General features: G+C 72.6%; 13 protein-coding genes. 2 read left to right on the forward strand and 11 right to left on the reverse strand.

The genetic code is table 11. From position 1 onward, the window contains the following. Positions 1-10 precede the first annotated feature (10 nt). The 4 genes from MQP27_RS33765 to purN form a co-directional block, all read right to left on the reverse strand. Entirely contained in the window at positions 11-343 is a 333-nt protein-coding gene (locus MQP27_RS33765; RefSeq protein ID WP_242772073.1) for a hypothetical protein, read from the reverse strand. A 98-nt stretch (positions 344-441) separates the two neighbouring features. Next, positions 442-999: a hypothetical protein gene (locus MQP27_RS33770; RefSeq protein WP_242772075.1), complete on the reverse strand. Its 558-nt coding sequence runs from the start codon at positions 997-999 to the stop codon at positions 442-444. Positions 1000-1016: 17 nt separating this feature from the next. Next, positions 1017-2591, reverse strand: coding sequence for a bifunctional phosphoribosylaminoimidazolecarboxamide formyltransferase/IMP cyclohydrolase (gene purH, locus MQP27_RS33775; protein ID WP_242772085.1), 1575 nt, complete (start codon positions 2589-2591; stop codon positions 1017-1019). Then, the gene (gene purN / locus MQP27_RS33780; protein ID WP_242772087.1) at positions 2588-3226 is read right to left on the reverse strand and encodes a phosphoribosylglycinamide formyltransferase; all 639 of its coding nucleotides are present in this window, start codon (positions 3224-3226) and stop codon (positions 2588-2590) included. Before purN ends, purH begins: the two co-directional genes overlap by 4 nt. Before the next feature lie 305 nt (positions 3227-3531). Here purN and MQP27_RS33785 point away from each other — a divergent pair, with 305 nt between their 5' ends. Then, positions 3532-4353 carry a hypothetical protein gene (locus MQP27_RS33785; protein ID WP_242772090.1) on the forward strand — a complete coding sequence of 274 codons (822 nt, stop codon included), beginning with the start codon at positions 3532-3534 and terminating at the stop codon, positions 4351-4353. A 24-nt stretch (positions 4354-4377) separates the two neighbouring features. On the opposite strand, the gene MQP27_RS33790 is transcribed toward MQP27_RS33785, so the two are convergent. After that, positions 4378-6210 carry a cell division protein PerM gene (locus MQP27_RS33790; protein ID WP_242772100.1) on the reverse strand — a complete coding sequence of 611 codons (1833 nt, stop codon included), beginning with the start codon at positions 6208-6210 and terminating at the stop codon, positions 4378-4380. Between the two features lie 45 nt (positions 6211-6255). Here MQP27_RS33790 and MQP27_RS33795 point away from each other — a divergent pair, with 45 nt between their 5' ends. Then, positions 6256-7182 carry an RNA polymerase sigma factor gene (locus MQP27_RS33795; RefSeq protein WP_242772111.1) on the forward strand — a complete coding sequence of 309 codons (927 nt, stop codon included), beginning with the start codon at positions 6256-6258 and terminating at the stop codon, positions 7180-7182. A 51-nt stretch (positions 7183-7233) separates the two neighbouring features. Here MQP27_RS33795 and sucD read toward each other — a convergent pair whose 3' ends face one another. The 6 genes from sucD to MQP27_RS33825 all read right to left on the reverse strand — a co-directional run bounded on the left by sucD (position 7234) and on the right by MQP27_RS33825 (position 17768). After that, complete coding sequence (gene sucD / locus MQP27_RS33800; protein ID WP_242772113.1) at positions 7234-8118, reverse strand: succinate--CoA ligase subunit alpha; 885 nt, start codon at positions 8116-8118, stop codon at positions 7234-7236. Between the two features lie 22 nt (positions 8119-8140). Further along, entirely contained in the window at positions 8141-9319 is a 1179-nt protein-coding gene (gene sucC, locus MQP27_RS33805) for an ADP-forming succinate--CoA ligase subunit beta (protein ID WP_242772115.1), read from the reverse strand. Positions 9320-10067: 748 nt separating this feature from the next. Beyond that, the gene (locus MQP27_RS33810; protein WP_242772118.1) at positions 10068-12170 is read right to left on the reverse strand and encodes a hypothetical protein; all 2103 of its coding nucleotides are present in this window, start codon (positions 12168-12170) and stop codon (positions 10068-10070) included. Positions 12171-12491: 321 nt separating this feature from the next. Beyond that, positions 12492-13640, reverse strand: coding sequence for a hypothetical protein (locus tag MQP27_RS33815; RefSeq protein WP_242772120.1), 1149 nt, complete (start codon positions 13638-13640; stop codon positions 12492-12494). 212 nt (positions 13641-13852) lie between these two features. Beyond that, positions 13853-15007 carry a VWA domain-containing protein gene (locus tag MQP27_RS33820; protein WP_242772774.1) on the reverse strand — a complete coding sequence of 385 codons (1155 nt, stop codon included), beginning with the start codon at positions 15005-15007 and terminating at the stop codon, positions 13853-13855. Between the two features lie 256 nt (positions 15008-15263). Continuing rightward, the gene (locus MQP27_RS33825) at positions 15264-17768 is read right to left on the reverse strand and encodes a DUF5682 family protein (RefSeq protein ID WP_372511384.1); all 2505 of its coding nucleotides are present in this window, start codon (positions 17766-17768) and stop codon (positions 15264-15266) included. Between the last annotated feature and the right edge of the window lie 198 nt (positions 17769-17966).

Below are 17966 nucleotides of genomic sequence, written 5' to 3' on the forward strand. Positions count from 1 at the left end.
CGATTAAAGATCAGCACTCCTCGGCGCTATCACTCTTCTTCGCTGTCGACTTTCCACGAGTAAAGACAGCGATGTCGTCGAGGGCGTCTTCAGCCCGCCCCCCCAACACAGGGTCATCAAGCAGTTCTTCAAGCCGTCGAACGATACGCCCACTAACCTCGCGACGGATCCTGGCCAGATGCCCCAGGCAGGTCACCGCCAGAGCTCTGACCTGAGGATCCGCGCCGGGGGACAGACAATCGAGCACGACGGCTTCCACCCAGGCGCGATCCGGATCGTCGCAGGTCAGCCTCAACAAAGCCTTGGTGGACAGCCGGACACTCGGACTCCGGATGTCCGCCATCAATCCGGCCCGCCATCTGTCCAGCTCCGACTGTCTTCCAACTCTCATGGAAGCTCTGACCATACGGCCACCATGCCGTCACAACCCTCCGACGGATTTCAAAAGGCTCGGCGTACCCGCAGCGTCACCTTGGCGTTTCCGTCAAACTCCCCGAAATCACGATAACGGTACCGCCGCCCGTTATCGTCAACGTCGACCCCACAGAAGTACCGTGCACCCGGAGCTTTCCAGAAAAAGTGATCCAGGTTTCCCAGAGCTTTCTCCGTCTCGCAGAGGAGGCCAGGCTGAGCTGGAGTGAAGAGCACCAGCAAGTGAGTGTGCAATGGCGCTCCCAACTCTCTGGCCACGACCGCGATCTCTGAATCCTCGATCTCGTCCAGATCGATCGCCACGTGCTCCACCGCGTTCCAGTCGATTCGCGTCGGCAGCCAGGGGAACTCCAACAGGACGTCATGGAAAGCGCGGCAGACGTCAACCGGGACCACCAATGCCTGACCGCTCTCGATCAAGCTCGCCAGGTGTTCACTGTCAACATAGTTCTCCGGACTCTGCACTTTGCCCCCTGTGACGGATACGCCGCCTGCACAACCATGGTCGAACCAGAACCGCCCGTACGCGGCGCGAACCGCGTACGGGCGGAAGGAGAGCAGCGGCACCGGCGTACCGCCCGCGGCTAGTGGAAGAAGTGCCGCGTCCCCGTGAAGTACATCGTCACGCCCGCCTTCTTCGCGGCCTCGACCACCAGCTCGTCGCGGACCGAACCGCCGGGCTGGACGACCGCCTTGACGCCGGCCGCGGTGAGGATCTCCAGGCCGTCGGGGAAGGGGAAGAACGCGTCGGACGCCGCGTACGAGCCCTGTGCGCGCTCCGCGCCCGCCCGCTCGACCGCCAGCTTCGCGGAGTCGACGCGGTTGACCTGGCCCATGCCGACGCCGACCGAGGCTCCGTCCTTGGCGAGGAGGATCGCGTTGGACTTGACCGCGCGGCAGGCCTTCCAGGCGAAGGACAGCTCGGCGAGTTCGGAAGGCGAGAGTGCCTCGCCCGTCGCCAGTGTCCAGTTCGCCGGGTTGTCGCCGTCCGCCTGGAGGCGGTCCGTCACCTGGAGGAGCGCGCCGCCGTCGATCGGCTTGACCTCGGCGGGATGCGAGGGCGCGGCCGGCGCCTTCAGCACGCGGATGTTCTTCTTCTTGGCTAGGGCTTCGAGCGCGCCGTCCTCGTAGTCGGGCGCGACGATGACCTCGGTGAAGATCTCCGCGACCTGCTCCGCCATCTCCTTCGAGACGGGGCGGTTGACCGCGATCACGCCGCCGAACGCCGACAGCGGGTCGCACGCGTGCGCCTTGCGGTGCGCCTCCGCGACGTCCGAACCCACCGCGATACCGCAGGGGTTGGCGTGCTTGATGATCGCGACGCACGGCTCGTCGTGGTCGTACGCGGCACGGCGCGCGGCGTCCGTGTCCGTGTAGTTGTTGTACGACATCTCCTTGCCGTGCAGCTGCTCGGCCTCCGCGAGACCGCTGCCCGTGCCGTCGACGTAGAGCGCGGCGGGCTGGTGCGGGTTCTCGCCGTAGCGCAGGGTGCTCTTGCGCTCCAGGGCGGCCGCGATGAAGGAGGGGAACTGCGAGTCGTCGGCCGGGGCGTAGGCGCTCGCGAACCAGCTCGACACCGCGATGTCGTACTCGGCGGTGTGCCGGAAGGCCTCCGCCGCGAGACGCTTGCGGGTTACGAGGTCGAAGCCGCCGTCGGCAACAGCCGCCAGGACATCGGCGTACCGCGCCGGGCTGGTGACGATCGCGACCGACGGGTGGTTCTTGGCGGCGGCGCGGACCATCGACGGGCCGCCGATGTCGATCTGCTCCACGCACTCGTCGGGGGTCGCGCCGGAGGCGACGGTCTCCCGGAACGGGTAGAGGTTGCTGACCACGAGGTCGAACGGCTCGATGCCCAGTTCGGCCAGCTGCTCGCGGTGGCTCTCCAGGCGCAGGTCGGCGAGGATGCCCGCGTGCACGCGCGGGTGCAGGGTCTTGACCCGGCCGTCCAGGCACTCGGGGAAGCCGGTGAGCTCCTCGACCTTGGTGACGGGGACGCCCGCGGCGGCGATCCGGCCGGCGGTGGAGCCGGTGGAGACGAGCTCGACACCGGCCTCGTGCAGGCCGCGCGCGAGCTCCTCGAGCCCGGTCTTGTCGTAGACGCTGACGAGCGCGCGACGAATCGGCCGCTTGCTGCTCTCGATGCTCTCGGCGGTCACTGGATAACTACCTTTCGTCCCTCAATGCGATAGCCGTTGCGGGCGAGGCGCCCCACGACATCGACGAGCAGCCTTCGCTCGACTTCCTTGATGCGCTCGTGCAGAGCGCTCTCGTCGTCCTCGTCCCGGACCTCCACCACGCCCTGAGCGATGATCGGTCCGGTGTCGACGCCGTCGTCGACGAAGTGGACGGTGCAGCCGGTGACCCTGGCGCCGTACGCGAGCGCGTCACGCACACCGTGGGCCCCCGGAAAACTGGGCAGCAGGGCAGGGTGCGTGTTCACGAACCGGCCGCCGAAACGGGCCAGGAACTCCTTGCCCACGATCTTCATGAACCCGGCGGAGACGACGAGGTCGGGTTCGTGGGCCGAGACGGCCTCGGCGAGGGCGGTGTCCCACTCCTCGCGGGTCCCGTGGTCCTTGACCCGGCACACGAAGGTGGGGATGCCGACGCGCTCCGCACGCGCGAGCCCCTCGATGCCCTCGCGGTCCGCCCCGACGGCCACGACCTCGGCACCGTAGGCCTCGGTCCCGGTGGCCGCGATCTCGTCGAGGAGCGCCTGCAGATTGGTGCCGGATCCGGAGACCAGCACGACGAGGCGCTTGGCCTGCTTGGCCACGGGCTTGGCGGCCACGGTGGGGCCCTTTCTCGGGGGATCGATTCCGTACGGCCGGCTCGCACGGCGATTCGCTTGTGCATTCGTACGAATGCATCGCGCCCCGGGATACGGGGAAGTCTACGAAGCGGCCGACCGTCAGCAACGATACCGGCACACGGGGCGGCCCCCACGGGACGGGGGCGTGGCCGGAAGGTAGCGTCTGGGAGGAGCCGGTTCGGGAACGAGCTTGTCGTGCGGTGCGTTCACGAAGTGACAGCTCATGCAAGACCCGTCGAGTTCACCAAGTCCACCAAGTTCACCAAGGGGAAGACGCTCTCTTGATGCCGGACCGCAGCCTGCGACTCCTCACGCTCCCCCCGCTCCCGGCACAGGGAGGGGAGCGGGACGCCGTGCTGCTGCGGGAGCGGCCGGCCTCACCGCCGGACGCGCCCTCGGACCGCGGATCCGGGGACGCGCAGGGTGACGACAGCCGTGACGGCGCCCGCGACGGCGCCCGCGAGGACAACCCCTTCGCACCGCCGCCGGAGGGCACCCCGGACCGGCCCTGGCAGCCGCGGCGCCCTGCGGGCGGCGGTGACGGCGGCGAGGGCGAGGGCGAGGGCTCCGACCGACGCACGCCCTGGGGCAGCCAGTGGAGCGACCGCCAGCCGGGCCGCTCCCCCGGCGGCTTCGGCGAGCGCCCCGGCGGGCCGAACAACGGGCCCGAGGGCCCCGGGGGCCAGCCCCCGAACCAGGGCATGCGCTGGGACCCGACGGACCCGGCGCAGCGCCGCGCGCGCTACGCCCTCCTGTGCGGCATGTGGGCCTTCTTCTTCGCCCTGTTCAGCTGGCCGTACGTGGCACTGCTGCTGGGCGCGCTGGCCCTGTACTGGGGCGCCAGCGCGCTCCGTTCCAAGCCGCGCACCCCCGACAACAGCACCTCGACCCACGACCCGTCGGCCCGCCCCCAGACGACGGCGGCGGTGAGCGGCCTGGTCACGGCGACGCTCGCGATCGCCCTGGTGGCGGCGACGTTCACGGCGCAGATGGTGTACAGCGACTACTACACGTGCACGAACGACGCGCTGACGAACGAGGCGAAGCAGTCCTGCACGCAGCTGCTGCCGAAGGAGCTGCGGGGGCTGCTGGGGACCAACGGCTGACGGCGGGTCCGCCAAGGGTGACCTTCAGGTGAGGTTCGTGGGCTCGGGTGGCTCGGGTGGATCGGGTAGCTCCCGGGGTTCCGAGGGCTCCGAGGGTTCCGGCAGGTCCGACGCCTCCTTCAGTGCGGCCCAGCGGGTCTCGCGCCAAGCGTCGTCGTGCCAGGGGGCGGCCTGCGGGGCGTCCGTCGGTGTGGGGTCGGTGGGCAGGAAGTCGTACGGCTTGAGCGCCGCGTCCTGCTGGTCGCGGACCAGGCCGTAGGTCTCAGCGCCGTATCCGTCGTCCTCGTCGTAGGGCAGGAGCGGTGTGCTGTTCACGGGCTCGCGTACGACGTGATCGCCGGAGTCGGCACCCTGGGCACCCTTGGGCTCGCCGCCCTGCTGGATCCCGAGCCACGCCCCGGCCCCCGCCAACGCCGCCCGGATCCCCCGGCCACCGGAAGCCCGCTCCCCCGGCGCCCCCGTCGTCTCCGACCTCGGCGCGGCGATCTTCGGCCCGTCACCCGTGTCCGCCCCGCCCCTCCGCCTCCGGCCCCGCCAGGCCCGCAGCCCCAGCGCCGTCGGCACAGCCACCGCCCCGATCCACAGGAACGCCGCACCCCCGGTCTCCCACCACACCGGCCCGAACCGAGCGAGCGCCCCGACCCCGAGCCGCCCACCCGCCAGCGCCGCGAGAACCCCGACACCGACCGCGCACAACAGAGCCGCGAGCCCGGCAGTCCCGGCGGTACGCCCGCGTGTCCAGGCGGCGGCCTCCCGAACGGTCCCCGTATCCGCGCCATGCGTACCCGAGCCACCCCTCGCTTCCGCACCCCCCGCCCCCACAAACCACCCCACCGTCACCCCAGCCACCACCGGCACCACCCCCACAGCCCAGTTCAGCCACCCCCCGTCCCCCGCATCCGGCACCGCCGCCAGCAACGGGAACGGTGGCAGCAGAGGTGCCGGGGCCGAGGACAGGGGCCAGACCACATGGCCCGTGCCCAGCAGGAAGCCGGGGCCCAGGGAGTACGACGCCCCCCACACCGCCCCGTTCGGCACCAGGGACGCGCACAGCAGAAGGACCGCGAACCGCCCCGACAGACCCTCCGTCAGGTGCAGGAAGGACGCTCGGGCGAGGTCGCCGTGCCAGGCCAGGGACGCTCCCAGCAGCAGGGCCCCGCCGCCGGTCAGCACCGTCACTCCCGCGAGCGCGGCCCGCGCCGCCGTGGCCGACCGGGCCCGTGCGACCGGCCCGAGGACCAGGCGCCGTACCCCTGCCGGGAGATGGATCAGCACCTCGTCGACGGCTTCGCGCGGATGGCCGTACGCCGTCCAGACCCCCGCCCCCGCCGCCGCCGTCACCAGCAGCGGCACGCACACCGCCGTCCACGCCCAGGCCGGCCGCAGTTCGCCCCCGGACGCGTACAGCGCCGCCGCCGTGCCCACGCCGAGGTAGCCGAGGACGACCCCGGACCACGCCGCCCACCCCGACGTCTCCTCGGCGCCCTCCTCCCCGGCGTCCACCGCGTCGCGTGCCGCGCGGTGCACCAGCCACACCGGCAGCGCGAGCAGCAGCAGCGGCGTGACACCGACCGGCGCGGGTACCCCGGACAGCGTGTCGGTGCGGACCAGTTCGGCGCCGTGGGCCAGGAGCCAGAGCGCCGCCGCGACATGCAGCGCGCCCCCGGGCCCGCTGTCCGGGTACGGCGAACTGATCCACAGCACCATCACGAGCACGGCGAACGACCCGAGCCCGAGACCGGCGGCCACCGCACCACCCAGGAGGCTGGCAGCCAGTCCGGGCGATCGGTCGCGCAACCGGGTGAGCAGGGACGACAACGGCGATCGGCGAGCGGTCATCTGGATCACGACCGTCATGCTCCCAACGACACGCGCTTTCTCGTCGTAACAGGCGAACCCCCGATGTGTCGCTCAATATACGTTTATGTACTTTTTCGTACGAAGGGGCGCCCTGTGACGCAGAGCCGCGCGTCGGAGTCCACGGAGGCACCCGTGACGGAGCTTCAGCCGACGCCGGAGCCGGCGCCCGCCCCGCTGACGCCCGCTCAGGCCTTCGACGCGCTCTACGCGTTCTGCGCGCCGGCCCTCGTGCGGCAGGCCTACCTGCTCACCGGGCGGCGCGAACTCGCGCGCGAGTCGGTCGAGCGGGCCTTCCAACTCGCCTGGCAGCGCTGGCCGGAGGTGGCCGTCGACCGTGACCCGGCGGGCTGGGTGCGGGCGGCGGCGTACGACATCGCCCTCTCCCCCTGGCACCGTTTCCGCCCCCGCTACCGCCACCCGGAACCCCCGCCGCCCGACGCCCCCGACCGCGCCCTGCTGTCCGCGCTCCTGAAACTCCCGCCGCCGTACCGTCGAACGCTGTTGTTGTACGACGGTGTCGGCCTCGACCTGCCCGAGACCGCGGCGGAGACGGAGGCGAGCACGCCGGCCGCCGCGGGCCGTCTGCTGCACGCGCGCGAGGCGATCGCCGCCCGGCTGCCGGAGCTCGCGGACTCCTCGGAACTCCACCGCCGACTGGCCGAACTGGCCTCCACGGAGCGGCTGCGCGCGGCCAGGCCGCCGACGGTGCGGAGGGGAGGCGAGCGCAGGACGCGCTTCTGGACGCGGGCCGCCATCGCCTTCACCGTGGCTCTGATGGGCACCACCACGTTCGCGCTGCGCACGGCCCCGACGCAGTACGAGCCACCGGTCTCACCGGGTGTGCGGGTGCAGGGGGTTCCGCCGCGGGTGGCGCCGGGGGCGTTGTCGGAGGCCGAGGTGGAGCTGCGCGCGAAGCTGCGCCGGGAGGCGGAGCACGGTCCGGACCGGCTTGTACCCGTGGCACGTTGAAGGGCCCGTCCCCCACCCGGGGAACGGGCCCATCAAGCACTGCTAAAGGGTTCAGCCGGCCAGGATCTCGCGCGCCAGCTTGGCCGTCTCGGTCGGGGTCTTGCCGACCTTGACGCCCGCGGCCTCCAGGGCCTCCTTCTTGGCGGCGGCCGTGCCGGAGGAGCCGGAGACGATGGCGCCGGCGTGGCCCATGGTCTTGCCCTCGGGCGCGGTGAAGCCCGCGACGTAGCCGACGACCGGCTTGGTCACGTTCTTCTGGATGAAGGCCGCGGCCCGCTCCTCGGCGTCGCCGCCGATCTCGCCGATCATCACGATCAGGTCGGTGTCGGGGTCGGCCTCGAACGCGGCGAGCGCGTCGATGTGCGTGGTGCCGATGATCGGGTCACCACCGATGCCGACGGCCGACGAGAAGCCGATGTCACGCAGCTCGTACATCATCTGGTACGTCAGCGTGCCGGACTTCGAGACCAGGCCGATGCGGCCCGGCTTGGTGATGTCGCCCGGGATGATGCCGGCGTTGGACTGGCCGGGGGTGATGAGACCCGGGCAGTTGGGGCCGATGATCCGCGTCTTGTTGCCCTTGCTGACCGCGTAGGCGTAGAAGGCGGCGGAGTCGTGGACGGCGATGCCCTCGGTGATGACGACCGCGAGGGGGATCTCGGCGTCGATGGCCTCGACCACGGCGGCCTTGGCGAAGGCCGGCGGTACGAAGAGTACGGACACGTTCGCGCCCGTCTTCTCGATCGCCTCGGCGACGGTGCCGAAGACCGGGATCTCGGTGCCGTCGATGTCGACGGACGTGCCGGCCTTGCGGGGGTTCACGCCGCCGACGATGTTCGTGCCGTCGGCCAGCATGAGCTTGGTGTGCTTCATGCCCGTGGCACCGGTCATGCCCTGGACGATGACCTTGCTGTCCTTGTTGAGGAAGATAGCCATGGCTGTCTGAGTCCCTCTTCCCTTACTTCGCAGCCGCGAGCTCGGCGGCCTTGTCGGCCGCGCCGTCCATGGTGTCCACGCGCTGGACCAGCGGGTGGTTGGCGTCGGAGAGGATCTGACGACCCAGCTCGGCGTTGTTGCCGTCCAGACGCACGACCAGCGGCTTGGTGACGTCCTCGCCGCGGTCCTCCAGGAGCTTCAGCGCCTGGACGATGCCGTTGGCGACCTCGTCGCACGCGGTGATGCCGCCGAAGACGTTGACGAAGACGGACTTGACGTCCGGGTCGCCGAGGATGATCTCCAGGCCGTTCGCCATGACGGCCGCGGAGGCGCCGCCGCCGATGTCGAGGAAGTTGGCGGGCTTGACGCCACCGTGGTTCTCACCGGCGTACGCGACGACGTCCAGGGTGCTCATGACGAGACCCGCGCCGTTGCCGATGATGCCGACCTCGCCGTCGAGCTTGACGTAGTTGAGGTTCTTGGCCTTGGCGGCGGCCTCCAGCGGGTTGGCCGACTCCTTGTCCTGGAGGGCCTCGTGCTCCGGCTGACGGAACTCGGCGTTCTCGTCCAGGGAGACCTTGCCGTCGAGGGCGATGACGTCACCGGAGGCGACCTTCGCGAGGGGGTTGACCTCGACGAGGAGGGCGTCCTCCTTGATGAAGGTGTCCCACAGCTTGACGAGGACGTCGGCGACCTTGTCGGCGACCTCGGCCGGGAACTTGGCGGCCGCGACGATCTCGCGGGCCTTCTCCTCGGTCACACCCTCGTTGGCGTCGATCGGGGTCTTGGCTACGGCCTCGGGGCGGGTGGCCGCCACCTCCTCGATCTCCATGCCGCCCTCGACGGAGGCGATGGAGAGGAAGGTGCGGTTGGCGCGGTCGAGGAGGAAGGAGACGTAGTACTCCTCCACGATCTCGGGCGCGGTCTCGGCGATCATCACCCGGTGGACCGTGTGGCCCTTGATGTCCATGCCGAGGATGTTGGTCGCGTGCTCGACGGCCTCGTCGGGGGTGGCGGCGAGCTTGACGCCGCCGGCCTTGCCGCGGCCGCCGACCTTCACCTGGGCCTTGACGACGGACTTGCCACCGAGGCGCTCGGTGGCTGCGCGGGCCGCCTCAGGCGTGTCGATGACTTCACCGGCCAGCACCGGTACATCGTGCTTGGCGAAGAGGTCCCTCGCCTGGTACTCGAACAGGTCCACGCGCTTCCGTCCCTATCGTGATCTCGCGGTTCGTTGGATGCGTGGGCGTGCCGCGATGGGCAACGTGACGTCCGACGTCTGTCACAAGGGAGGCGCACACGGTGTCCGAGCGCGCGGCATGTCCGTCTCGCAGGTTATCGCTGCTTGCAGGAGGCCCCTAAATCGAGGGTCACACCTGAGCGGTGATACCTGTCACATGATGCCGCGCTCACTGGCACGGCGTGCCGGGTGTGAGGGGGCGGCGTCCCCGATGTGGGGGTTTCGAAGGGGCCGACGGCGCCGGGAGTGGTCCGGACGTCACGCTGAGGAGAGGGCGGGGAGAACCCGGGAGGGAACGGGGAGGGATCGGGGAAAGCGGCCCTGAGCAGCCGGAAACCGGCCACGCTGGGAGGGCCGGACGAGGCGGGGCCCCACCGGGCTGGGGTTGGCCCGGTGAGGCCCCTGGTACGGCCCCGAGGTCGCTCGAAAGCGCCAAGTCACGGGGCCTGGCCGGGCGCTCCCCACCCCAATGGGGAGCGCCCGGCCCGTTCCGTGAGGTTCGGGTGGACGGACCGACGGCTTTCGGCCGTCCGAGTGCTTCGTCCTCACGGAGCCGGTCGGTCGGCGCACTCATTGCGTGCGCCGGTGGTGATGGTGATCACCGGGGTTGGCGTGCGGTGCGTTCTTTGCAGGCGGTGCAGGCGGTGCACGCGGTGCGTGCGGTGCGTGCGGTGCGTGCACTTCGCACGCCGGGTATGGGTCGCGGCGGTCAGAGGCGGTACGGGGCGCCGTGCGAGGAGTCGTACGAGGTGCCGTGCGGGAGGTCGTACGAGGTGCCGTTCCGCACGTCCTGGAGGTAGCCCGGTGTGACCGACTCGGCCACGCCCTCGGCGCCGGTGACGGCGTGGCCGGCGAGCGGGCCCGCGGTGCTGCGGACGGTGCCGGTCAGGTCCTCGGCGAAGGGGGCGACCTGGCCCGTGACGCCGTGCGCGAAGGGGGCCACGTCGCCGACGACGTCGTACGCGAAGGGCGTGACGTCGCCCGTGACGCCGTACGCCAGCGTCGTCGCGCTGCCGGCGACGCCCTGGACGACGGGCTCGACGAGGTCGACGACGGGCGCGGCGGCCTCGGTGACCCCCTGCGCGAACTGCGGCACCTGGCCGGTGACGCCGTACGCCAGGCCGGTCGCGTGCCCGGCGACGCCGTACGCGAGCGGCGGCACCTCGCCGACGACGCCGTCGGCGAAGGGGGCAACATCCCCCACCACGCCGTACGCCAGGCCACCGGCGTCACCCACGGCCTGCCCGGCGACGGGCAGCACGCCGTGCACGGCGGTACCGACGACCGGCGGCAGCACGGCCCCGGTCGCGTCCTCAGCGACCTCACCGACCAGTCCGGTGGCGTACGACGGCACGTCGGCGACGACTCCACCGACGACGGGCGTCACGCCGTGCACGGCCCCACCGGCGACGCCCTGGACGTCGGACACGGCGCCGGTGGCGACGGGGAGCACGCCGCCCACCGCGCCGGTCGCGACCGGCTGGACGCCCGTGACGACCCCGCCGGCGACGGGCTCGACGTCGGCCACGACGCCGTACGCCAGCGCGGTCGCGGCACCGACCGCGTGCCCCGCGGTCTGCTCGACCCCGCCCACGGCTCCGCCCGCGACGGGCAGCACGCCGCCAACCGCACCCGTGGCGACCGGCGTGACGCCGTCCACCGCGTGATGGGCGGTGGGCAGGACACCGGCGGCGGCCTGACCGGCGACCGGGACGACGCCCGCCACGGCCTGACCGGCGACCGGCAGCACGCCGTCCACGGCGGAGCCCGCGAGCGGCGGGACGACGGCGGTGACCGTCTCGTCGACGACGGGGGTGACTGTGCCGGGGATGGTCTTGACCGTGCCGGGGACGCTCTTGACCGTGCCGAGCGCGAGGTGGTCGACGCCGTTGACCGTTCCGACAGCCCGCTGCTCGACGCCGCCGACCGTGCCGATGGCCTGCGCGCCGACCCCGTCGACCGTGCCCGTGACGTGGCTCGGGATCGCTGCGACGGAAGCCTGGGCGGCGGAGGTCACGGTGCCGGTCTCGCCCTGTGCGACCGAGGCCACGCCGGTCGCCCGGCCCTGTGCCTTGCCGACCGCGCCCTGCGCACCCGCCGTGGAACGGCCCGCGCCCGCGACGGTCTGCTGAGCCTTCGTCCGTACGACGCCGTCGACGCCCTGCGTCTGCGAACGCGCCGCCGACTGCACGCCCTGCAACTTCGTCTGCGCGGCGGCGAGTGCCTGCTCCACCTCGGGAGCGAACACGGCGAGCGGGCCGAAGAGGTAGTCGATCTCGCCCTGCGGGGAGTCGGTCGCGTCGGAGGCGGCGGCATGCGCCTGCTCCGCCGTGCCCCGCGCCTGCCCGGCGGCGTCGTTCGCCCTGGCCTGCGCGGCCTGCGCGGCCCGTGCGGCCTTTGCGCCCTGGATGGCTGCGGCGCCCTTGATCTTCGTGGCCTTGGAGGCCGAGGCCGTCGACGGCACCGAGACCTTGGCGTCGACGTACTTGCGGGCCTGCTCGGCCGCCCCGCCCGCCTTCCCGGCCCCGGTCGCGGTGTCGGCGGCCCCGGACGCGGTGGACGTGGCCCGACCCGCACTGTCGTCGACCGTCCCGGTGGTGTCCGCCACGCCGGTGACCACGCCGTCGACCGTGCCGGTGACGGTGTCGGTCAGCGTGCCGAGCGTGCTGTCGGTGCCGGTGTCGGCGGTCGTGTCCGATGCGGACAGGGAGGAGGCCGGCAACTCGTCCGCGCTGGCGACGGCGGACCCGAGCGCCCACGCGCCGGTGACACCGGCGGCTATGACTATGGAGCGGCGGATGTTCTTGTTCATGCTTACGTCAGATCCTTCGGATCGGATCCTGGGAAGCGCCTGGAAGCACGGTGGGCTTCGGCGTTTCGTCGGACGGCTTGGGGACAATTCCGGCGCCGATTCCGTGCGTGGTCCGGGAGTTCGCGAGCTCGGGAGCTCAGGAACTCGGGGGTTCGGGAGCTCAGGAACTCGGGGGTTCGAGAGCTAGGGAACTCGGGGGTTCAGGAGCTCGGGACCAGCGGAGTCGGCGGCTTCCGTCCGGAGTTCGGAGAGGGATCCGGACGGGCGGGCAGACCTGTTCCGCCCCCGCGCGGCAGGCCTACGGCGGGGGAAGTGCCTGTCCTACGCGGGGGATACGGGAATGTCCCGGTGCCGGTCCCGAAGACCGGCCGCGTCCGTACGCGCGGCACCGCCGGGCAGCAGCCGCAGCGGCACCCGACGGCTCAGGGCCACGGCGTGCGCGTCACCGTGCCTCGGCGTTCCGTTGTCCATGGCGGAGTGATTGTCCAGCGCGCCCGTCGGGTCACCGCCCGGCGCCTGATGGACCGGCGCGTACCCGGCCCCGGTCGCCGACTGCCCACCCTCGTGCGCCGGCCCGTGGGCGGCACCGGCGTCGCCGCCGAGTCCCGGCCCGTACGCAGCACCGCTCACCACCGCAGCGGCGTCACGTCCGCCGTCATGCCCACCCTGTGTCTGATCCCCCGCGGCGCCGCCCGGCACCGTGACGGGCGCCGGCAGGGTCTGACCCGGCTGTGCGGGCAGCGAAGGCAGTCCGGGCACCGTCGGCAACGACGGAAGCGCAGGCAGGGTCGGCAACACCGGTATCTGCGCGGTCGCCTTCCCCAACTCGTCCGTCACGGTCTCCACCAGCCCACCGACCGGCCGCAGCACCCCGTCACCGACGGCCTGGACGACCTGAACCACCTGATCGGTGACAGGCCGAAGCACCGCGTCGTCCGCACCCGGCTCCGAGAGCGCTCCGGTGAGGGCCTCGGTGATCGGGTCGGCGGAGGGCTTGGGGGCACGAAGGTTGGGGGTGCGGTGATTGGGAGCGGCGGGCCTGGGGGCAGGGGGCTTGGGGGCGTGAGGCTTCGGGGCGTGAGGCTTCGGGGCTGCGGGCGCCGGCGCTGGCGCCGACGCCGGGGGCACGACGGGAGCCGTCGGCTTCGACTGCGCCGGAGCGTCCATACCGGTCTTGTCGGGGTCACCGGCGATACCGCTATTACCGGCCTCACCGCCCGTCAGCGACCCGATCACCCCGTCCGCCAACGACCGCACACCGTCGCCCACCGCCGCCGGAACCACCGGCCCGACCGGCACCACCTCGGCCGAGGACGCCACCGGCGCCCCCTCCGCCGCGTGCGCCTGCTCACCGCACAGGAACCCGAGCGCGAACAACCCGCCCACCACCAGGACCACTTGCAGCGCACGCCGCCCGGCCGCCGTGCGCATCACGCGCAGTGCGGCGGGCAGGGCGGCCGGCCAGGTCAAGGCGGAGGATCCTCCAGTGCGGCGGAACGGTCTGTCGGACTCTGGGCTGATGAGGCGTCGATCCTCGCACGCCCATCCGGACGTTGCGCAAGCCCTCCGTTACCGATGGGTAGTCATGTCCCTTTTGCTGGGCGAAGTCGGACGACGATGGATCGACAAATCGTCAGCGACCGCCCGCAATCCGCCGCCCGCACTCAATCCGACGCCCGCCCTCACGCCGTGTCCGGTATCGGCAGCGGCCGCTTCTCGATCGCCGCCGCCATCACCTCCGGGAAGAGGTCGGGGGTGCACGCGAACGCCGGCGCCCCGAGCGCGGCGAGCGCCGCCGCGTGCTCCCTGTCGTACGCGGGCGCCCCCTCGTCGGACAGGGCGAGCAGCGCCACGAACTGCACCCCGGCCGCCTTCATCGCCGCGACCCGTTTGAGCATCTCGTTGCGGATGCCGCCCTCGTAGAGGTCGCTGATGAGCACGACCACCGTCTCGGCGGGCCGGGTGATCTGCGACTGGCAGTAGGCGAGCGCCCGGTTGATGTCCGTACCGCCGCCGAGCTGGGTGCCGAACAGGACGTCGACCGGGTCGTCGAGCTGGTCGGTGAGGTCGACCACCGCCGTGTCGAAGACGACGAGCCGGGTGTCGATCGACCGCATGGACGCGAGCACCGCGCCGAAGACGGAGGCGTAGACGACGGACGCCGCCATCGACCCCGACTGGTCGATGCAGAGCACGACCTCCTTCTTCACGGACCGGGAGGCCCGCCCGTAGCCGATCAGCCGTTCGGGCACGATCGTCCGGTACTCCGGCAGGTAGTGCTTGAGGTTGGCCGCGATGGTACGGTTCCAGTCGATGTCGTGGTGGCGCGGCCGGTTGATGCGAGCGCTGCGGTCGAGGGCGCCGGTGAGGGTGGCCCGGGTGCGGCTGGCGAGCCGCTTCTCCAGGTCCTCGACGACCTTGCGGACGACCGCCCGGGCCGTCTCCTTCGTGGTCTCCGGCATGGCCTTGTTGAGGGAGAGCAGTGTGCCGACGAGGTGCACGTCGGCCTCCACCGCCTCCAGCATCTCCGGCTCCAGCAGCAGCGTGGACAGCCCGAGCCGGTCGATGGCGTCACGCTGCATGACCTGTACGACGGAGGAGGGGAAGTACGTCCGGATGTCCCCGAGCCAGCGCGCCACGGACGGCGCGGACGCCCCCAGCCCCGCCGAACGGTCCCGCCCCGGCTGCCCCTGCCGCTCGGCCTTCCCGTACAGCGCGGCCAACGCCCCGTCCATCGCCGCGTCCTGCCCCGACAGCGCGCACCCGGTCCCGTCGGCGGCGTCCCCGCCGAGCACGAGCCGCCACCGCCGCAACCGCTCCGCCGCGGCCTCCTCCATCTCCACGACCGTCCCCCGTTCACTCACCCGCAAGCCTCCGCAACATCCCGCTCCCAGAGCGGCACCACCCGCACACCGCCCGAACCGCCCGTCTCCCGGGGCCCGTTCCCGCCGCACCGGGCCCGCCGGGGCAGGGCCGTGCGCCCGCTTCCACGGCCGAGCCCGCAGCCGCCACCGGAACCACCGGAGCCCTGCCCGTGTCCGGGCTCCTGCGTCTGTCCAGGCCCCTGCCCGCCCGACCCGGCCGCCTTCGTCATCACGCCACCCCCGCGAGGTTCTTGTCGTCCCTGTCGTCGTCCGTGTCGTCGTCCGTGTTCTCCACGTGCCCCCGACTGCCGCCGTCAAGCCCGAGCAGCAGCCGCACCACCGGCACCACCGCGTCCGCCCGCTCCATGTCGAGGTCGGGTGCGAAGCCCGGCGGCGCGGAACCCGCGGCGGTCGCGCTCGCCCGCTCGCCGGGTCCGCGTCGGACGAGTTCGCCCAGCGTCCGGCGCACCCCGGGTTCGTACGCCGAGAACGTCCGTCGCAGCAGCGGCAGTACGTCGGTGAACGCCTCCGCCGGCACCCCGGTCAGCCACGCGTCGACCAGCCCGAGCAGCCGCTCGTCGTGCACCAGGAGCATCCCGCCGCCGGAGCCCCCGCCGACGAAGCCCTCGATCCACGCGGCGCCCTCCGCCGGCGGCGTCCCCGGCGACAGGACGAGCCCCATCAGCCGCGCCGCCTCGTCCTGCGCCAACTCCCCTTCGTCCAGCAGCAACCGCACGGCCCGCCCGCGAAGAATCCCGGAGACGGTGTCCCGTACGGACAGCAGCCGCAGCACGGAGTGCCAACGCCCGCGCAGGTCAGGGTCGGGGCGGTCCGCCGCCGGATCGCCGGCCGGGGGCGCCTCGGCGAGGAGCGCCACCGCCCCCTGCACGGCGTCCACGTGCCGTCGCATCTCCTCGGCCGCGTCCGCGTCCAGCCCGACGCAGGCCGGGGGCAGGCCGACGAAGATCCGCTCGGCGAGCCCCGCGGCGACCTCCGCCAGCGCCCCGGTGTCCGTGCCCCGCACATCGCCGTACCGCAGGGAACGGACCAGGGCGGGCAGCGCCTGGGCGAGGTGGCCGACGTCCGCGTCCAGCGCCGCCCGGTCGGCCAGGACCCGCATCACCACGGGCAGCGCGTCCGGCAGTTCCGCCAGCAGGCAGCGCTCCGCCAGCGCGGTGACCTCGGCGAGGCCCTGTGCGCTCACGGCGTCCGCCTCCGCCTTGGCCGTCGCGGCGCCGAGCACCGTCGTACCCCACACCCCGGCCTCGGCGATCCGTACCGACAGCTCCGGCTCCCAGCGCAGCCGCCACGTCTCCCGGAAGGTGCCCGTGCTCCCCCACGAGGCCACCGCTTCTCCCCACGCGACGCCCAGCAGCCGCAGCCGGTGCAGCAGCGTGCTGCGCCCGGCGTCGGTCTCCTTGCGCAGGTCCAGCTCCAACTCCCGCTCCAGCGCCTCCGGCCTGAGCCGCAGCCGGCGCTGGATCCGGTCCAGGTCCCGCTGCAACGGCACCGCCGGCGCCGCTTGCGGCACCTCCCCCAGTACGTCCCCGACGACCAGCCGGTCGTGCACCAGGGCGAGCGGCACGTCGGAGCCCTCGCACATCACCGCGCGCACGGCGTCCGTGGTCTCGCCGAGACCCGGCAAGGGGCGGCCCCGCATCACCGCGAGCGTCTCCGCCAGCCGTACCGCCTCGATGACGTGCGCCGAGGAGACGATCCGGTCCTCGTCCCGCAGCAGCCCGGCCACCTTGGTCATCCACCGCTCGACGGGCCGGTCCGGCGCGCTGAAAAGGTGCCCGTACCACCCGGGCGAGTCGATCCCGGCGCCGTACCCGCTGACCCGCGCGAGCCGTCGGTTCGTCCACGGCACCCATGTCATGTCCGCCTTGACCTTGGGCAGCCCCTTCACCAGCGCCCGGTCGGCGGCGACGGTCGTCTTCTCCCGCAGCGCGGGCACGTGCCAGGCCCCGCACACGACGGCCACCGCGTCCCCGAACTCCCGCTGCGCGGCCCGCACCTGAAGCCGCATGTACGCCTCCCGCACGAGATCCCGCTCGTGCCCTCCCGTGCCGTACACCTCCCGCAAGGCCCCCATGGCCTCTTCCAGCACGACGAACGGCGCGAACGCGTCCCGCTCCCCCGTCCCCCGATGCTCGACGACGTCCTCCCACCACCGCTCGGGATCGTCATAGCCGGCGGCATCGGCAAGCACGGCCAACGGGTCGACACGGACGTCCGCCTCGGAGGCCGGAGGTGGGGCCGGGGAAGGGGCAGAGGGTGAGAGGGGCGCGGACGCATGCCCATCGGCACCACCGGACCCGGCGTCCGGTGTCCCGTCGGTCTCCTCGCCCACCGGCTCGTCGCGCCCGTCCCTCCCCCACGCCAGCGTGTGCGTCGCGGGCAGGTCGATGAAGCGGGCCGGGACTTCGTGCCGCAGGGCCCAGCGGATCGCGACCCACTCCGGGGAGAACTCGGCGAGCGGCCAGAACGCCGAACGGCCGGGCTCGTCCACCGCGTGCGCGAGGAGGGCGACGGGCGGCCGCATGTCCTCCTCGGCGGCCAGCGGAATCAGCGAGTCGGCCTCCGGCGGCCCCTCGATCAGCACGATTCGCGGCCGGGCCGCTTCCAACGCGGCCCGCACCGCCCGCGCCGACCCGGGCCCGTGATGCCGCACCCCGAGCAGCAGGGGCCCGCCCCCGGCCACCCGGCCCGCCCCGCCCTCGACCCCTGTCACACGGTCCCCCTCACCATCGCGACCACCAACCGCCCTCACCGAAGGCCTCCCCGCCATCCCGCCCACTCCCGCGCGCCACCCGAGCCCGGCACCACCCCACCGGCACCCCCGTCCGCACCGCACACCGAGCCACCGGCCCCCTGACCGCCGCCCGCCCCCTTGCTCCCGCCGCTCCCCGCCGAGCGCCCCCACCCCAGG

The sequence above is a fragment of the Streptomyces cylindrosporus genome (assembly GCF_022698165.1).
Lineage (GTDB): Bacteria > Actinomycetota > Actinomycetes > Streptomycetales > Streptomycetaceae > Streptomyces > Streptomyces cylindrosporus.